22 protein-coding genes are annotated in these 15,348 nt (G+C 40.8%); 16 read left to right on the top strand and 6 right to left on the bottom strand.

Going from position 1 to position 15,348, the window contains the following annotated elements; translation table 11 throughout:
* Positions 1 to 87: 87 nt before the first annotated feature.
* Together JNO66_RS17595 and JNO66_RS17590 are read right to left on the bottom strand one after the other, a co-directional pair.
* Positions 88 to 1,305, bottom strand: a complete 1,218-nt coding sequence (locus JNO66_RS17595; RefSeq protein WP_203090489.1) for an MFS transporter — start codon at positions 1,303 to 1,305, stop codon at positions 88 to 90.
* 57 nt (positions 1,306 to 1,362) lie between these two features.
* Positions 1,363 to 1,950, bottom strand: coding sequence for a hypothetical protein (locus JNO66_RS17590; protein ID WP_210340931.1), 588 nt, complete (start codon positions 1,948 to 1,950; stop codon positions 1,363 to 1,365).
* A gap of 227 nt (positions 1,951 to 2,177) precedes the next feature.
* On the opposite strand from JNO66_RS17590, the gene JNO66_RS17585 reads away from it, so the two are divergent.
* The 6 genes from JNO66_RS17585 to JNO66_RS17560 all read left to right on the top strand — a co-directional run bounded on the left by JNO66_RS17585 (position 2,178) and on the right by JNO66_RS17560 (position 6,387).
* Positions 2,178 to 2,390: a hypothetical protein gene (locus tag JNO66_RS17585; RefSeq protein ID WP_203090487.1), complete on the top strand. Its 213-nt coding sequence runs from the start codon at positions 2,178 to 2,180 to the stop codon at positions 2,388 to 2,390.
* A gap of 101 nt (positions 2,391 to 2,491) precedes the next feature.
* Complete coding sequence (gene rlmD / locus JNO66_RS17580) at positions 2,492 to 3,868, top strand: 23S rRNA (uracil(1939)-C(5))-methyltransferase RlmD (RefSeq protein WP_203090486.1); 1,377 nt, start codon at positions 2,492 to 2,494, stop codon at positions 3,866 to 3,868.
* Positions 3,869 to 3,960: 92 nt separating this feature from the next.
* Positions 3,961 to 4,488: a P-loop NTPase family protein gene (locus JNO66_RS17575; RefSeq protein WP_203090485.1), complete on the top strand. Its 528-nt coding sequence runs from the start codon at positions 3,961 to 3,963 to the stop codon at positions 4,486 to 4,488.
* 23 nt (positions 4,489 to 4,511) lie between these two features.
* Entirely contained in the window at positions 4,512 to 4,931 is a 420-nt protein-coding gene (locus JNO66_RS17570; RefSeq protein WP_246483342.1) for an NUDIX hydrolase, read from the top strand.
* 118 nt (positions 4,932 to 5,049) lie between these two features.
* Positions 5,050 to 6,033 (top strand): tRNA dihydrouridine synthase, encoded by a 984-nt coding sequence (locus JNO66_RS17565; protein WP_203090482.1) that lies wholly within the window; start codon positions 5,050 to 5,052, stop codon positions 6,031 to 6,033.
* Between the two features lie 108 nt (positions 6,034 to 6,141).
* Positions 6,142 to 6,387 (top strand): hypothetical protein, encoded by a 246-nt coding sequence (locus JNO66_RS17560; RefSeq protein ID WP_203090481.1) that lies wholly within the window; start codon positions 6,142 to 6,144, stop codon positions 6,385 to 6,387.
* A 78-nt stretch (positions 6,388 to 6,465) separates the two neighbouring features.
* On the opposite strand, the gene JNO66_RS17555 is transcribed toward JNO66_RS17560, so the two are convergent.
* Positions 6,466 to 6,762, bottom strand: coding sequence for a hypothetical protein (locus JNO66_RS17555; RefSeq protein ID WP_203090480.1), 297 nt, complete (start codon positions 6,760 to 6,762; stop codon positions 6,466 to 6,468).
* Positions 6,763 to 6,777: 15 nt separating this feature from the next.
* Entirely contained in the window at positions 6,778 to 7,230 is a 453-nt protein-coding gene (locus tag JNO66_RS17550) for an OsmC family protein (RefSeq protein ID WP_203090479.1), read from the bottom strand.
* Positions 7,231 to 7,342: 112 nt separating this feature from the next.
* On the opposite strand from JNO66_RS17550, the gene JNO66_RS17545 reads away from it, so the two are divergent.
* Complete coding sequence (locus tag JNO66_RS17545; protein ID WP_203090478.1) at positions 7,343 to 7,861, top strand: hypothetical protein; 519 nt, start codon at positions 7,343 to 7,345, stop codon at positions 7,859 to 7,861.
* Here the strand turns inward: JNO66_RS17545 and JNO66_RS17540 are convergent.
* Entirely contained in the window at positions 7,845 to 8,228 is a 384-nt protein-coding gene (locus JNO66_RS17540; protein WP_246483341.1) for a hypothetical protein, read from the bottom strand. The genes JNO66_RS17545 and JNO66_RS17540 overlap by 17 nt on opposite strands.
* A 42-nt stretch (positions 8,229 to 8,270) precedes the next feature.
* Between JNO66_RS17540 and JNO66_RS17535 the strand changes: the two genes are divergently transcribed.
* Both JNO66_RS17535 and JNO66_RS17530 read left to right on the top strand, forming a co-directional pair.
* Positions 8,271 to 8,744, top strand: a complete 474-nt coding sequence (locus tag JNO66_RS17535) for a hypothetical protein (RefSeq protein WP_203090477.1) — start codon at positions 8,271 to 8,273, stop codon at positions 8,742 to 8,744.
* A 14-nt stretch (positions 8,745 to 8,758) separates the two neighbouring features.
* A complete protein-coding gene (locus JNO66_RS17530) occupies positions 8,759 to 8,899 on the top strand; it encodes a hypothetical protein (RefSeq protein WP_203090475.1) in 141 nt (46 codons plus the stop codon).
* Here JNO66_RS17530 and JNO66_RS17525 read toward each other — a convergent pair.
* The gene (locus JNO66_RS17525; protein WP_203090473.1) at positions 8,896 to 9,855 is read right to left on the bottom strand and encodes a LacI family DNA-binding transcriptional regulator; all 960 of its coding nucleotides are present in this window, start codon (positions 9,853 to 9,855) and stop codon (positions 8,896 to 8,898) included. The two genes, JNO66_RS17530 and JNO66_RS17525, sit on opposite strands and share 4 nt — an antisense overlap.
* Before the next feature lie 211 nt (positions 9,856 to 10,066).
* On the opposite strand from JNO66_RS17525, the gene JNO66_RS17520 reads away from it, so the two are divergent.
* The 7 genes from JNO66_RS17520 (at position 10,067) to JNO66_RS17490 (ending at position 15,297) form a co-directional block, all read left to right on the top strand.
* The gene (locus JNO66_RS17520) at positions 10,067 to 11,323 is read left to right on the top strand and encodes a S41 family peptidase (RefSeq protein ID WP_203090471.1); all 1,257 of its coding nucleotides are present in this window, start codon (positions 10,067 to 10,069) and stop codon (positions 11,321 to 11,323) included.
* Complete coding sequence (locus JNO66_RS17515) at positions 11,320 to 11,805, top strand: GNAT family N-acetyltransferase (RefSeq protein WP_203090469.1); 486 nt, start codon at positions 11,320 to 11,322, stop codon at positions 11,803 to 11,805. Before JNO66_RS17520 ends, JNO66_RS17515 begins: the two co-directional genes overlap by 4 nt.
* Positions 11,802 to 12,383, top strand: coding sequence for a GNAT family N-acetyltransferase (locus JNO66_RS17510; RefSeq protein WP_203090467.1), 582 nt, complete (start codon positions 11,802 to 11,804; stop codon positions 12,381 to 12,383). The genes JNO66_RS17515 and JNO66_RS17510 overlap by 4 nt, the downstream gene beginning before the upstream one ends.
* Before the next feature lie 16 nt (positions 12,384 to 12,399).
* The gene (locus tag JNO66_RS17505; RefSeq protein WP_246483340.1) at positions 12,400 to 13,011 is read left to right on the top strand and encodes a hypothetical protein; all 612 of its coding nucleotides are present in this window, start codon (positions 12,400 to 12,402) and stop codon (positions 13,009 to 13,011) included.
* Between the two features lie 2 nt (positions 13,012 to 13,013).
* A complete protein-coding gene (locus tag JNO66_RS17500; protein WP_203090465.1) occupies positions 13,014 to 13,523 on the top strand; it encodes a tubby C-terminal domain-like protein in 510 nt (169 codons plus the stop codon).
* Positions 13,524 to 13,601: 78 nt separating this feature from the next.
* Positions 13,602 to 14,306 (top strand): response regulator transcription factor, encoded by a 705-nt coding sequence (locus JNO66_RS17495; RefSeq protein ID WP_203090463.1) that lies wholly within the window; start codon positions 13,602 to 13,604, stop codon positions 14,304 to 14,306.
* On the top strand, positions 14,293 to 15,297 hold the full coding sequence (locus JNO66_RS17490) for a sensor histidine kinase (RefSeq protein WP_203090461.1): 1,005 nt from the start codon (positions 14,293 to 14,295) through the stop codon (positions 15,295 to 15,297). The genes JNO66_RS17495 and JNO66_RS17490 overlap by 14 nt, the downstream gene beginning before the upstream one ends.
* The last annotated feature ends 51 nt before the right edge of the window (positions 15,298 to 15,348 follow it).

The following is a 15,348-nucleotide window of genomic DNA, read 5'->3' as shown; positions in this document are numbered from 1 at the left end:
AGTCCCTCGCTTTTGTCCATTTACTAACAGCCACATTCTTATCGTATCAAATGTGGCTGCCTATAACTAGACATAGCTTGTTGTTAGCTAACTAATATGCTTAAACTCTTTGCCTCTCCAGTAAATAATGGCGGTAGCAGTAAGGCCAATGATACTAGACACCAGGAGAACGATCTGTATGTTGAGTCCTGTAGCCACAAAACCACTCACCATTCCATAGGCAATAGGATCAAAACCATTCATCGCTAAAAAGATGAGGCTCATCACTCTACCCATTAAGTGTTCTTGAGTATTTTCCTGTGCAAGTGTAAAGACAGGAATGAATACAAAAGCCATTGAGAAACCAATAACAAACAGGAGGATTGTTAGTAACGTTAAGTTTGGAAGCATACTAAATATCAAAAAGAAAATGAGGGTAGAGAATAAACCAATGAGTGAAGTAAAACCTTTTCTTTTTAATTTTATAAAGCTCAGTATGAGAGTACCTACTACCATACCCACACCTAAGCTGACTTCCATATAACTTAAGTTGATTGGGCTTCCACCGTGTACATCCACTAGTAATGGAATCGCAATATGCAACGATCCAAAAACAAAGAAATTTAAAACGACTAATACAAGAATTCCAGTTACCAAAAATCCCGAAGAGCGTACAAAATGAAATCCTTCTTTTAACTCTTTAAGTGGACTCTGTTTCTGACTCCATTCAACAGCTTTTTCTTTAATTAATGGTGGAAAGACAAAAATAGCTGAAACAAGTATTAATACCGTTGCTACAAAGTAACTATCGGAAACGCCTCGTGTTTCCATTATGACTCCAGCAAGGATGGGACCAATGATAAAAGCAACCTGATCAACACCTTGAAAGTACGCATTCGCTTGTTGCAACTGACTCTTCGGAACAATCTTAGGTACCATCGAGGAGCTGGCAGGGCCAAAAAACGCATCTAGCATACCAAATAAGGCAGCCAGAACAAGCAACAAGGATAACGTCATAGAATCATTCGCAATCAACAAGTAGATAACGAACATAAGAATGGCTTGAATTAAGTTTGTGCTAAACATAATTGTTGTTTTCTTATATTGATCTGCTAGCACTCCGCCATACGTAATCATAATTAACCTTGGAACAGTTGCTGCTATTAACACAATGCCTAACATACTTGGCATGTTCAGCTCGGTGACGACATACCATGTGGTTGTTGTTAAGAACATGCTAAAGCCCATAACCGCAAAAATCCCTGCCAAGAGGATTAATACATAGGTTCTATTTTTAAATAGTGACTGGTTTGTATTTGTTTCCATATCAATATTCCTTTCAAAATAAACCGACTGATCGGTCTATATGGTGTATATTTTATTTTATAGTTCAAGCTTTATTTTCTCAATAGCGACGCGATCGACTATTTTATAAATCTCGGTTCCATTTTTAATTGAGGTTAGGAATAGTCCGTTCTCAAAATCAGTTGAAAGTCTTCTAAAATAGAGTCCAGAATTCTCATTAGGTTCATGAGTACAAACTAAAGTAAGATCACCATTGACCTCTTCATTCAAATAAGCAAATTTTCCAGATTCAAATTCGTCTTTCTTGAATAGTAATAGATTAATAGAAAGAAGATGCAAATCACTTTCTGGAAAATGCTTTTGAACCATTTGACTCATAGAACTATGAATCATGGTATCTAGAAAATGTTCTTCCTCGTTTACCGAAAGTAATTGTGAGTACGCTTTAAGCTTGTATTTCTCCTTCAAGATCTTTAAATAATCAGACTCACTCCTTAACTCTTCAAACCAAATATTCTTAGTCAATTGACTAGTAGTTGAGAAGCTTTCTAAGTCGCTTTTAATAAATTGTAATTCGTCTTCTTGATCTTCCTCATATACATCAAACATGATCACAATATCTATCGTTGTATTAAACGCCATAGCTAGTTTTTCTGCTTTTTTCATCACAAGGGGGTTGTAATGATGTTTCTCCAGAAAAACAAGTAGGTTCTTTTTTGTTTTAGTCACTTTAATCACCCTTTTTATATTATACCGACTGATCGGTCTGTGTATCAGATCATACATAAAAAGAAGAGCTTTGTAAAGTTGCTAGACTTATATGAATTGATGTCAAAATCGGTTGTTATTGGACAAATTACATCGACATACCATAGTGGGAAGGAGGGGGAATGATGTCAAAAAGCAGCAAGGATCAAACCGTGTTTTACAGTATAGAAGGTTCAACCATACGAAATTTCATCATTATCGATTGTATTTCTGGAACAGGGATTTATTATGTGGTTAAAGTAGTGACGACTAGTATTGTTATAGGCATGATAAGTAGTATTGTAGGTACTGTCGAAATGAAGAAGCTTTCAAAAAGGAAACTTCTTAAAAATCCATAAGTTTCCGATTAATGAAATGAAAACCGATGCTATATCAACGGATTTCCATTCATGCTAAAATAACGATACGATCAAATTTAGAAGCAAAGGAATTAACATAGATGAGTAAAATCACACCACCCGTACAAAAGAATCAAACACTTGATGTCACAATCACTGACTTAAGTCACCAAGGAGCAGGGGTTGCAAAGCATGAAGGCTACACATTGTTCATCCCAAAAGCACTGCCCGGTGAAACCTGTGAAGTGAAGGTGACAAAAACAAGTAAAGGCTATGGATTTGCACGTTTGATGAAGATTCATAAACCAAGCCCTGACCGGACAGAGGCACCCTGTCCGATCTATGACCAATGTGGAGGCTGTCAGCTGCAGCATATGACCTACGCTGGTCAGCTGCGCTATAAGCAAAAGCAAGTACAGGATGCCTTAGAACGATTAGGAGGAATTACCGACGTTCCTGTTCTTCCAACACTCGGAATGGACGAGCCTTGGCGCTATCGCAACAAATCACAAGTACCAGTCGGCGAACGTGACGGAGAAGTCATTGCAGGATTTTACCAGGAACGAAGCCATCGCATCGTTGATATGGAAGAATGTATCATTCAAAACAAACATAACGATGAGATCGTACAAAAGGTGAAAGAGCTAGCTAACCAGTATGGGATCCGTGGATATGATGAAGACAAACACCGTGGCACATTAAGACATGTGGTTGTTCGGTATGGTCGTCAAAGTGGCGAATTAATGGTAGTTTTCGTTACTCGCGATGAAGCTCTACCAAACAAAAAGAACCTAATCGAAGAAATTCGTTCAGCTTTTCCATCAGTAAAGTCGATTGTTCAAAACATCAATCCAAAACGCACAAACGTTATTTTTGGAGATAAAACCAAAGTTCTCTGGGGCGAAGAGTACATCTATGACTCCATCGGGGATATTAAATTCGCGATCTCTGCCAGATCCTTTTATCAGGTCAACCCGGAGCAAACCAAAGTTTTATACGATAAAACCTTAGAGTTCGCAAACCTGACTGGCTCAGAAACCGTGATCGACGCATACTGCGGCATCGGAACCATCTCGCTGTTCTTAGCCCAGCAAGCAAAACATGTCTATGGAGTCGAAATTGTTCCCGAAGCCATCAGCGATGCGAAGCGCAACGCCGAACTAAACGGATTTACAAACACCGACTTCGCAGTAGGCGAAGCCGAAAATGTCATCCCATGGTGGGCAGCCCAAGGCATCCGCCCAGACGTCATGGTTGTCGACCCACCACGAAAAGGCTGTGACGAAAAGCTACTCAACACCATGCTTCAAATGAAGCCAGAGCGAATTGTCTATGTGAGCTGTAATCCTGCCACACTAGCACGAGATCTGAAGGTGCTTGAAGAAGGTGGATATAAGACAAAGAAAGTGCAGCCGGTGGACATGTTTCCGCAGAGTACGCATGTGGAGTGTGTGGTGGAGATGGAGTTGGCGAACTAGAGAATAGAAGTAAAAAAAGTGTATCAAGAATGCCACTCCTTTAAGTTTCCGGAGTGGTATTTTTAATACAAAAAGAACAAGAGGAGGATTATATGAAAGACCTTCCTAGTAAAATTCACATCATTGGGTCCGTAGGTAGTGGCAAAACAACTTTTGCTAAGAAATTATCCATTCAAACAGGTATACAACATTACGAACTTGATAATATGGTGTGGGAAAGAGTAGAAGGGAGTAGAGACATAAGAAGAAATGTGGAAGAGAGAGATGGACAACTATACAACATTGTGAAATTTGATAAATGGATTATAGAAGGTGTTCATCATACATGGGTCAAGGGCAGTTTAGATCAGGCCGACCTCATTTTATTTCTAGACATACCCTATGGGAAAAGGAATTATCGGATTATCAAACGATTTATTCGTCAAATAGTAGGAATTGAGAAAGCCAATTATACTCCAACCTTTAAGATGTTTATTAACATGTTTAAGTGGAACGCTTATTTTGAGAACAAGAGTAAGCCTGAGATATTAAAGCTATTAGATCATTATGGAGATAAGGTAGTTATATGTAAAAATAATGTTGATTTGAAGAATTTTATTAAAATGGAGCTGAGGCAATGAGAGATCGTGGATCAATTGTTCTCATGAAAGATCACAAGGTTGCTCTTATTAAACGAATAAAAGGACCAAGTACTTACTATGTGTTTCCAGGTGGTGGAATTGAAGAACAGGAAACTCCAGAGGTAGCTGCGGTAAGAGAAGCATTTGAGGAGCTAGGTTTAGAGGTGCGTATTAAAGAACTTGTAGAAACTGTTGAGTGGCAGGGAACTCAGTACTTTTACTTAGCAGAGGTTGTTTCAGGTACTTTTGGTACAGGATGTGGACTTGAATACATAAGTAAGGTAGAGGAAAAAGGTCGGTATGTACCTTTATGGATCCCTATAGATGACTTACCTGAATTAGACGTGAGGCCTAGAGAGGTCGTTCGTAAAATTCTTGAATTGAACACAAGTAAACATACAGAACCTTCACTATCTAAAAAACACTTGCGAGACACACCCTGATTTCGGTAAAATCGAATTCGGGGTTCTTTTAGTGAAACCCGCTTTGTGATAGGATTATGAGAGTTTGATACAATCGATTGATGCACAGCTTCATAGATGAAAGGATCTGAATGAATCAATGAGTACAAATTTCTGGCGTGACTTACCACGGCCATTTTTTATATTAGCACCGATGGAGGATGTGACGGATGTTGTGTTCCGTCATGTTGTCGCACAGGCCGCTGCTCCAGATGTGTATTTTACGGAGTTCACGAACTCTGAGAGCTACTGTCATCCAGACGGGAAGCAGAGTGTTCGCGGGCGTTTGACCTTTACCGAAGATGAGCAGCCGATTGTTGCGCACATTTGGGGAGACAAGCCTGAATACTTTAAGCAGATGAGTATCGGTATGGCTGAGATGGGCTTCAAAGGAATCGACTTAAACATGGGATGCCCAGTGGCGAATGTCGCTGGAAACGGAAAGGGTAGTGGCCTTATCCGTCGTCCTGAGGTAGCAGCAGAGTTGATCCAAGCGGCTAAAGCCGGTGGTCTACCTGTCAGCGTAAAAACAAGAATTGGTTATACGTATGTGGATGAGTGGCGTGACTGGTTAACTCATGTCTTAAAACAAGACATTGCGAACCTGTCTATCCATCTTCGTACGCGTAAAGAGATGAGTAAGGTGGATGCGCACTGGGAGCTAATTCCTGAAATTAAAAAGCTTCGTGACGAGATTGCGCCTGACACGTTGTTAACAATCAATGGGGACATACCGAACCGTCAAGTGGGGATGGAGCTTGTTGAGAAGTACGGTGTTGATGGTGTCATGATTGGGCGTGGTATCTTCACTAACCCATATGCGTTTGAAAAAGAACCAAAAGAGCATACAAGCGAGGAATTACTAGGACTTTTAAGAATGCAGCTAGATCTTCATGATCAGTATCATGAAATTGAATCACGTGCATTCAAGCCGCTACATCGCTTCTTTAAAATTTACGTTCGTGATTTCCGCGGAGCGGGAGAGCTGAGAAATCAGCTTATGAATGCGAAGTCTACGGATGAAGTTCGTGCATTGTTGGATGCATTTAAAGTAGAAGAACAGAAGGAAGTATTACAGGATTAATTGAGACAGCGTGCCTAAATTGAGGGTGCGCTGTTTTTTGGTGGAAGAGGAATAAATCGTTTGCTGTGGAATAAGAAGTAACATAAGTTGATGAGGGGAGTAAGAGCCATGTTATACGTGATATATGGAATCGTCGCTGTCACGATCTTTACGCTTTTACAGGTGATCTTTACTTATTTCGGTCTAATCGGAAACATCGTGACGACCTTAGCAGTCAGTTTTATCATTTGTACCCCAATTACATTACTATATATGATTTGGTTAGAGGTCGTTGAGCTTAAAGAATTAAAGTTTGAAGAAATGAGAGAGAGGCAGCGACTGTTGATGAAAAAGAAATTGGAAAGCCGAGAGTAATTTTGGGAGAAGCTCGGTCCGGTCAGTCGATGCTCAAAAACGTTGAGAATGCGCAAAACCCACATCGTGTCCCCACGCCTATTTCTCCCGCTCAACCGACTTCCACCCATGCTCAGCTAAATGCTCCTGGTATTCATCAAATGAAATCTCATGCAGCTCCACAACCAATGGCGACAGCGATGCAAGACATTCATTAGTAGAATAATCAATGGTCACCTTCGCCACTTCATATCCGTTATGAAATTTTGGGTGGAAGCCGGGATCGTGAATGATGTCGCCGACCACCGGGCGGATGTCTGATTGATACGTTTTGCTCATAAGCTCCTGCTTTGCGTCATCAATCGAGTGAAAAAATACGAGTAATGTAATGTTCATCGTCATTAGCCTCCTCTATTTTTCTGCTTTCTCTACCTTCGCTTCAAGCTTCACTTCTACGTTTCCTTGAATGGCACGACTAATCATACAAGAAGTTTCTGCTTTTTCAGCAAGCTTGCGGGCAAGCTGAATGTCCTTTTCTGTGGCTTCTGCAGTTAACACGACTTGTGGTCTATGTATGATTGTTTTGTAGGTGATGACGCCTTTTGTGACATCCACAATTCCCTCGGATTCCATGGTGAGCGAAGTTTTATCTAATTTACTGCGTTCCATCATTGCAGCAAGCGTGATGATGTAACAAGTGGCTGCGGCGCCAAGCAGCATTTCGTCGGGGTTTGTCCCAACTCCGGGTCCATCCATTTCAGGAGGGATCGAGACTTTCGTTACAAGGTTTCCTGATTCAATCTCTCCTACATCATTACGTAAGCCTGGCCAGTTGGCTTTTAGGTGAAAGCTATGTTCTGCCATGTTTATGCCTCCTACATTCTCGTCTTTAGTACGTACAGTTTACCATAATAGAAATGAAGAGGAAAAAGGCGAATCTTATTGAATATTTTTAGGTAGTGAGGTGAGAGAGCCAATGTGGATTAAGGATTGGGTTAGTAAGGAGACGGCTTTTATTGAAGTGTCATTTGAGAATGTGGAACAGATTGTGATCCCGATTGGCCGTTTACTCCGCTTAGAGGCAAAGTGTATGATAGCTTCTAAGTTGGGTTATGAGAATAACTATAACGAAATGGTCGTTCAATTTGAAGCGATGTATTTTCACATGCAATTATCCTATGAAAGTGAGAATGAGCTTGTCTACCAAAGTCGAGCAGAAGCCCAACCTTTAGGGATGTTTACTCATAATCCTCTAAGCAACTGCACGTTAGATCGTCCGCATATCTTTGGTCGGCTATTACATTTTAGAGACGTGGTTAGTGTGTTGGGATTGAGTGAAAAGAAACAGAGATTGTGGGAATTATACCTCCCTTGGGATGATTCAGATCAGTATGAGAATGGGTGGGTAAATGTAAATGCAAATGCAGTTAATGGAGCACTAACCTATGAGGCTGAAATGAAGAGGCGCCGCCTGAAAATCAAGACAACGCAATAATCAAGCACATGACAAACATCAGTCCTGACAATGGTGTCATCACTATGCGTTCCTTTTTGCTTTGAGAAGCCAGGTTACCTACTGTATTCAATGCAAGAAATCCTGTGAAAACCCAGACTAGAACCGTAGTGGGAAGGAAGCTTGGAGCGTCTAAGACCTCAGCTTTCATCAGAAAAACTGTCCCCATTAAAAGTAGTACAATGCCGTTTACCACACTCACTATGCGAAGCTTGTTAGGCAAGGTTCGATGGTAGCCACCCATGGCATACTCACCAAATGGAAAACCAAAAGCAAGAAGGAATTGGAAGATGGAAACTAGAATGAATAAGATCATAACAAAAATTGCAAGATTAGTAGTTATATCCAAAAATAAGCTCTCCTTTATTTTATAATAGAAGGGAAAAAGTTGATGAAAAAGTGGTGTCTCCCTCTGCTTATCCTGTTCATAGTAAGTGGCTGTGATCAATCGTTTCCTAAGCAAATGCCCGATGATTTTGCCTTTTCCCTTAAGTATGGAGTGATGCTCGCGAACGAACTTAATACATATGAGCATACGTTTACAAAGGATCTTGTTGCTGACGGTAAGGCTGAGACTGAAATGATTCTTACGGATGAGGAACTCTCACACATTTATAATTTGTTTAGAGAGGTCGATGTGTTTAAGGTATCAAAGGGCTCAGGACCTCCATGTATGGAACCTTATGAAAAATATGAGCTGAAAATGACGATGAATGAGCAAGATTATGATCTTAGTTGGAACACGTCGTGTCATTTTCAGAAACAATTAAAATGGGAAACCGTTTTAAATGAAATACGTATAAATATTATTCAAACGAAACCAGAGTATCAGCAGCTACCGGAAGCGAATGGTGGGTACGAATAGAAGGAGTGGGGAACATGTTAATTTTAAATATACTAAAAGAAATGACTCTTGATTTGTTCGCGATGGCAAAGGGTTTTCTTTATGGCTTTGTGATGGTTGGTGGGTTTATGTTCGTTGCAGGAGCGTTACTTTATGCCATCCTCATGCTATTTTAAACGGTTCCTCGTTTAATGAGCTCAAGCTTAATTTCATGCCTTGTTGCCTCAGACTCCAATGCTTGCTTAATAAGCTGTTCGCCAATTTTGTTAAATGGGATCTGTACAGTCGTCATGTCTAAGGCTTTGGAAATGGATTGATTGTCAAAGCCAATAATCGCAAGGTCCTTTGGAACGTTCCATCCTGCACGAACGAGTGTTGTGTAAAGTCCAGCAGCTACTTGGTCATTTGTTACTAAAAAAGCGGTTGGTCGAGCAGCAGATTGTATCAGTTGATTGGCCAAATTGATGCCATCCTCAAGGTATAAACAATCCGTCACAACGTCTTCATCTAAAAATGGGAGCTGATGTGCGTTTAGGAAATCGGCAAACGCTTTTTTACGTTGCAGGCTGCTTGTACTATTCTCTCTATTAAGACAGATGCCGATCCGCTTATGCCCATTTGCATACAAAAACGCTAGGGCGGCATAAAACGAGTCATAGTGATTCATGTAGGTACAGCTAATCCCCTCGACTTGAATATCCTCAAGCACCACCATTTTTCCGCTTTGACTATAGCTTTGTAAGACATCCATCTGAACACTCCGAGAGCAAAAAATTAAACAATCGATTTGCTTTGTTTTTAAGAGCTCTAGTGCTTCTAGCTCTTTTTCTTCAATGTATTGCGTTTGGATAATAAGCAAATGACAGTCTGTTTTGGAAACAGCTCTAGCAATCCCGTCTACGAGCTGACTGAAATAGATTTGATCCATAAATGGCACAACGATCCCAATTAGATTTGTTCTGCCCTTTTTTAAATGGACCGCATGAATGTTTTTTGTATAGCCAGTTTCATCAATGGCTCGTTGCACCGCTTTAACGGTTTCTTCATTCACATGCGGATGATGATTTAACACTCTAGATACCGTTGTAGCAGAAACACCAGCCATCTTAGCAATGTCATGAATGTTGGTCACAATAAACAGCTCCTACGTCATTTACTAAGCCTCATTTTACCTTAAGTAACGACGTAAAAACCACTAGTCGTTACGCTTCTCTAAGAATCTCGCCGACTAGTGGCATCTTGAGCATAAGGTATGAAATGCATTTCAGGTCAACTCTTTTCTTAGACGTTTTGAGAAAAGGAATTCTCCTAGGTTTGTCGAATAGTAGGAGGGAGGTGACATAATGGAAAAAATAGCAAGAGACATTGTGCATACAATGCAGCATGATTACGCAGGAGGACAAGACAAAAAGGGCTGGGATTTTCCTCAAACCTTGATTCAAGGAGCAGATCAGCAAACAAGAGAAGAGTTTGTACATAGTGTTAGGGATTATCTACTTGATTTTAATGATTATCACATACAATTTATCGATACATCCATACATAAAGAAGCAAAAAAAGATCCAGGTTTTCGAGTGAGACGATATCAGGATCATTTAATTGTAACGGACATTTTAGGAGATACATTTTTGGAAAAAGGGATGAGTATCTATTCATTGGGCGGCCATTCTGTGACTGAACTACTTAAAATTCATCAACGCATGCTTCATGAATCTCAAGCGGAGAGAGAGAATTGGTTACCTGTTTTATTGCGATATTCCTACGGTGAAATCATTGATAAAGAAGGAGCGCAAAAATCTTTTACCTATCAATTGGTGGAAAGATCCATCGCTCAACCATCGTATACGCTGGAGTCTGTATCTGAAGAGACACTTCTTCTAACCTTCTCCGACTTCGCGAATCCAGATGCAATCATGACATTGGTCTTAGAGCATCAAGAGCAGCTCACCCAAGCAGAAAACTGGATTATTGACGTTCGAAACAATGGAGGAGGAAGTGATTCAAGCTTTTACCCACTCATGCCATTTCTAATGCCAGAAGAAGGAGTGGAGCTTCGCGGACCCGAGGATCGGATGCTTTATCATTGCACAGAGGCAAATGCAGAGCGTGCCCTGCGTGATCTATCTCTTGATCTTGAGCAGGTAGAAGATCCAAACGCACGATTGTTCTTAGAAACCTATCAGGATCAATGGTCGAGGCATCGTGGGAAAGGATTTGTAGAATTTAAGTTTGACGCGTTTTTACCGGATACGTTTATAAAAGGAACTGAGTATCCAAAATCGGTCGTTGTATTAACTGATGTAGAGTGTGCAAGCTCAGGAGAATCCTTTGTTGAGCTGTGCAAAAAGTCACCCAAAGTAACTGTGATTGGAAGGCCCACACTTGGCGTAAATGATTACACTAATTTGGTGAGCCAAGAATGGGATGAAGGGTATGTTCTTCACTATCCTAGCTCCAAGTTAGCACGAGTTGACGATGGATTGGGTATGACTGGCAAAGGGATTGAACCTCATGTTTATATACCTTGGACGCCTAAGCATGTTGAAGTGGATGTAGACCTTAATAACGCACTAGAAAGATTGGAGAATCAACTGAAATGATTACTTTTAAAAAAATTACCTGGGAAAACCTTGATCAATGTTTGAAGCTTGAAGTAGCAGATAATCAGAAAACCTTTGTTGGATCAAATGAATATAGCTTGGCGCAAGCATATGTGGCCCTGGAAGAAGGGAAACTAACCGTTATGCCTTTTGCAGTTTACGCGGGTGATACGATGATTGGCTTTATTATGATGACGTATAGCGAGGAGCATGAATTTGGAGGAGGTCCAAGTTACACCATTGCCAGACTGATGTTAGATAAACAATTTCAAAGCAGGGGATACGGGATGCTTGCTACTCATGAGGCGATAGACTATATTCGCACATTTCCAAAAGGTGCTGCTGATTCTATTTATCTCTCATATGAAGCAGATAATAAAGTAGCGCGAGCATTGTACACTTCTTGTGGGTTTGTTGAAACGGGGCAGGTTGATGAAGACGGAGAGCTTGTTGCTGTGTTGAACTTAAAAGGAGCTGAATGAACATCGAAATCAGACCATATCAACCATCAGATGAACAGAGCTGGCTTCGTTGCAGGGTTCTGGCCTTCCTAAATACAGCTTATTTTGACAATGTTTTAAAGGAAAAAGAAACGTATGAGCATCCGTCCATTGAGTTGGTGGCAATCGAAGATCATCAAGTGGTTGGACTTATTGATGTGGAATATGAAGTCGCAGAAAAAACAGTATGCTCCAGAGGAGAAGGATTAGGCGGAATGATCTGGCACATCGCCGTACATCCGGACTACCGGCGAAAAGGTATTGGTAATCAGTTGCTAGTAGAAGCAGAAAAATTGGCCAAAGAAACGGGACTTAATCGATTTGAGGCATGGACAAGAGATGACGTGTGGGTGAGTGAATGGTATGTACGGAACGGATTTCAGAACGTGGATTCCTACTACCACGTTTATATAGACAATAACGATCAAGTCTCTGTAAAGGCAAAAGGATTGCACTTTATTCAAGGATTCGCTCATTATACGGGAGACAATCTTGAGCAGATGAAGAGCAGATACGAGCGAGTTCATGAATGTAGGTGCTATGAGAAAACATTTTCTTAAAAAGGAGTTGTAACTATTGGCTAACCAAATGCACCCACTTATGTCCTTCTTTGAAGGCTATGTTCGAAACTTTCGCAGGCTAAATCTTTCTTCCTTACATAATCGTTCAATGTTCACAAGCAGAGAGATAGATTACTTTGCTCGTTTAGGTGAATGGCTAGGCTTTGATGCATATGTGGAAGATTCCAAACGAAATGATTTAACCGGTCGCTCAAGACCAATGGACTTATCCTGGTGGAGATGGGATACACGATTAGATAAAGAAAATTACGTTTCCCTTTCACTGCACTTAGAGCGTGAGTCATTGCCTCAAAAGGCGGAGGACACAATTGAAAAGCTTTTTACTGAGTCAGCTGAAGGTTATCGTCCAGAACATGTGATAGGCATTCAATACGTAGATTCATTGGGTGATATCGATTCATTAAACAATAAAATTTTTACTCTAAATAAACATCAGAAATCGCAAGTGCTTATGATTTATCGGGAATTGGATCGAAAAAAACAGGTTGAGAGAATCAAAGCATTTGAAGGGAACAGTGAGGACTGGACCGAAACAAGAAGCGCTGTTGCTCTGCTTGATCCCTCGTATTACTGGTATATGTGTTTTGAGGAAGAGTGGGAGGGTTAACAGTGAACTTTAGTTACACCGCCCCAACAATAGCGAGATCCACCGACTCCTTCTCAATTTACGATGGACAAGCTAAAATTGGCTCCATGGAGAGGTTCTTTACGAAACAAACACGTAATCCAATCTATGATGTGAACATTCGTACCTACGATGATAGGAATCAGGATACATATACAATCTCACAAAAGAAAATCAAACTCTTGGGTGAAACGAAGTGGGAGATTCTTAAGAATGACCAGACAATCGGTGAAGCGGAATATCCAAAAGGTTTTTTCAAAGCGCACCAGGTGGTTGTGTATCTGGAGGGTCATCCTACATTTACATTTAAGATTCAAATGGATCGGACTGCGGTTATTCTGGATAAAAAAGAAGAACAAATTGGAAGCACAGAGCGTACGACCAACATCCAACATACCTATGAAGGAGAAGTGGACGGTCATTTTTTTCAGATGCCTCTCATTCTTTTTTATGGACTTGTCCATACGTTTTGGTGTTCGTCAAATCTGAGCTAAGTATTAAACGTAGTGTATACGCAGCGCAAAAATGTGAGTAGAATAATGGGAGAGTACTGTACAGAAAGAGGGACACACATGACGATCCTAGTTGTAGAAGATGACCGAGCCATTGCTGAAGGACTAAGCTATTCTTTAAAACAAGAAGGCTATGATGTTCGGTTATGTGAGAATACAAAAGCGGCGAAGCAGGTTATTGAGCAGGAACTTGAGTCGATTACACTTTGCTTACTAGACTTGACGCTCCCTGATGGAAGCGGGTATGAGCTTTGTCAGCTCGTCAAAGGGAAGGCAGATCTTCCTGTTATTTTCTTAACAGCAATGGATGAAGAAGTGAATGTGGTGATGGGGCTTGATATGGGAGCCGACGACTATATCACGAAGCCCTTTCGAGTGAGAGAGCTTACCTCGCGGATTAAGTCTGTTCTAAGACGGTATTCCAAGCAAACATCCTCGCCGCAATCAAATACCTTATCCATAGGACCCATTGAAGTCCATACATTAGAAGCAAAAGTATACAAACGTGGTCAGGAAATTGTGCTGACTGCTCTGGAATATCGGTTGCTCATGATTTTTGCTGCGCATCCTGGACAGGTTCTCTCGCGTGCACAGCTTTTGGACCGGATTTGGGATGTGGGTGGAGAGTTTGTAAATGATAATACGTTAACTGTTTATATAAAGAGACTTAGAGAAAAGCTTGAAGATGATCCGCATCAGCCTGAGATGATTCAAACAGTTCGTGGACTAGGTTACAAGGCAGGTGATAGCCATGCTACGCCATAGAGAAGTAAAGGGTTTACTGTTTTATTTCGCTTTGGTTATTGGCGGTGGTTTGCTTTGTGCAATGCTTCTCCAGGCTCCTGCTGTTTGGCTAGTTCTCATCCCTTCTATTCTTATAGTAGGAGGTTTTTTTGTTTTCACAAATAGGCGGTATAAGGATATTGAGCGGCTGTCCGAATATGTGCGCAGTATTGCTGCAGGGAGTGAAACGCTTGATATCCGAGATAACGAGGAGGGGGAGCTGAGTATACTCAAAAACGATATCTACCGAGTGACACGAATGCTTGCTGAGCAAAGTGATGATTTAAAAGGAGAAAAGAATAAGCTAACCGATGCGATCTCAGACATTTCACATCAGTTAAAAACACCTCTTACGTCTATGACTGTTATGGCTGATCTTATGTATGAGCCAGAAGTAAGTGATAACAAAAGGCGTGAGTTTGCCCGTCATCAGCTTGTCCAACTTGAACGAATGGAATGGTTAGTGACCTCACTGTTAAAGCTTTCAAAGATGGATGCCGGGGGGATTGCGTTTAAGAGGGAGAAGGTTTTAGTGACGGACCTAATTGAACGTTCGCTTCAACCCTTGCTGATCCCTATTGAGTTAAAAGAGATTCATGTTCAGATTGAAGGAGAGACAAATGTTCAATATGTCGGAGATTTTCAATGGAGTATGGAAGCAATCGGGAATGTGTTAAAGAATGCAGTGGAGCATACGCAACCGGGTGGAAAGCTAACAATTTCCTATACAAGTAACATTTTATTTACGGAAATTCAAATTGCAGATAGCGGAAGTGGCATTCCAAAGCAGGAGCTTCCTTATATTTTTCAACGATTTTACAAAGGAACACATGCAAAAGAAGGAAGTGTAGGCATTGGTTTGGCCTTGGTTCAACAGATCATAAAAAGCCAAAATGGAGAGATTGATGTTCAAAGTAAAGAAGGAGAGGGCACGGTGTTTCGCATCACGTTTTATAAGAACAATCGAAAGTGACTGAATTGTCACCTGGTGAGTCATTAAAGCGTCATCTTCTCTTTGTACACT

The organism is Alkalicoccobacillus gibsonii (genome assembly GCF_016798245.1).
Classification (GTDB): Bacteria; Bacillota; Bacilli; order Bacillales; family Bacillaceae_D; genus Alkalicoccobacillus; species Alkalicoccobacillus gibsonii.
Note: the sequence above shows the minus strand (reverse complement) of the source record. Positions and strands in the feature narration are given on the sequence as shown.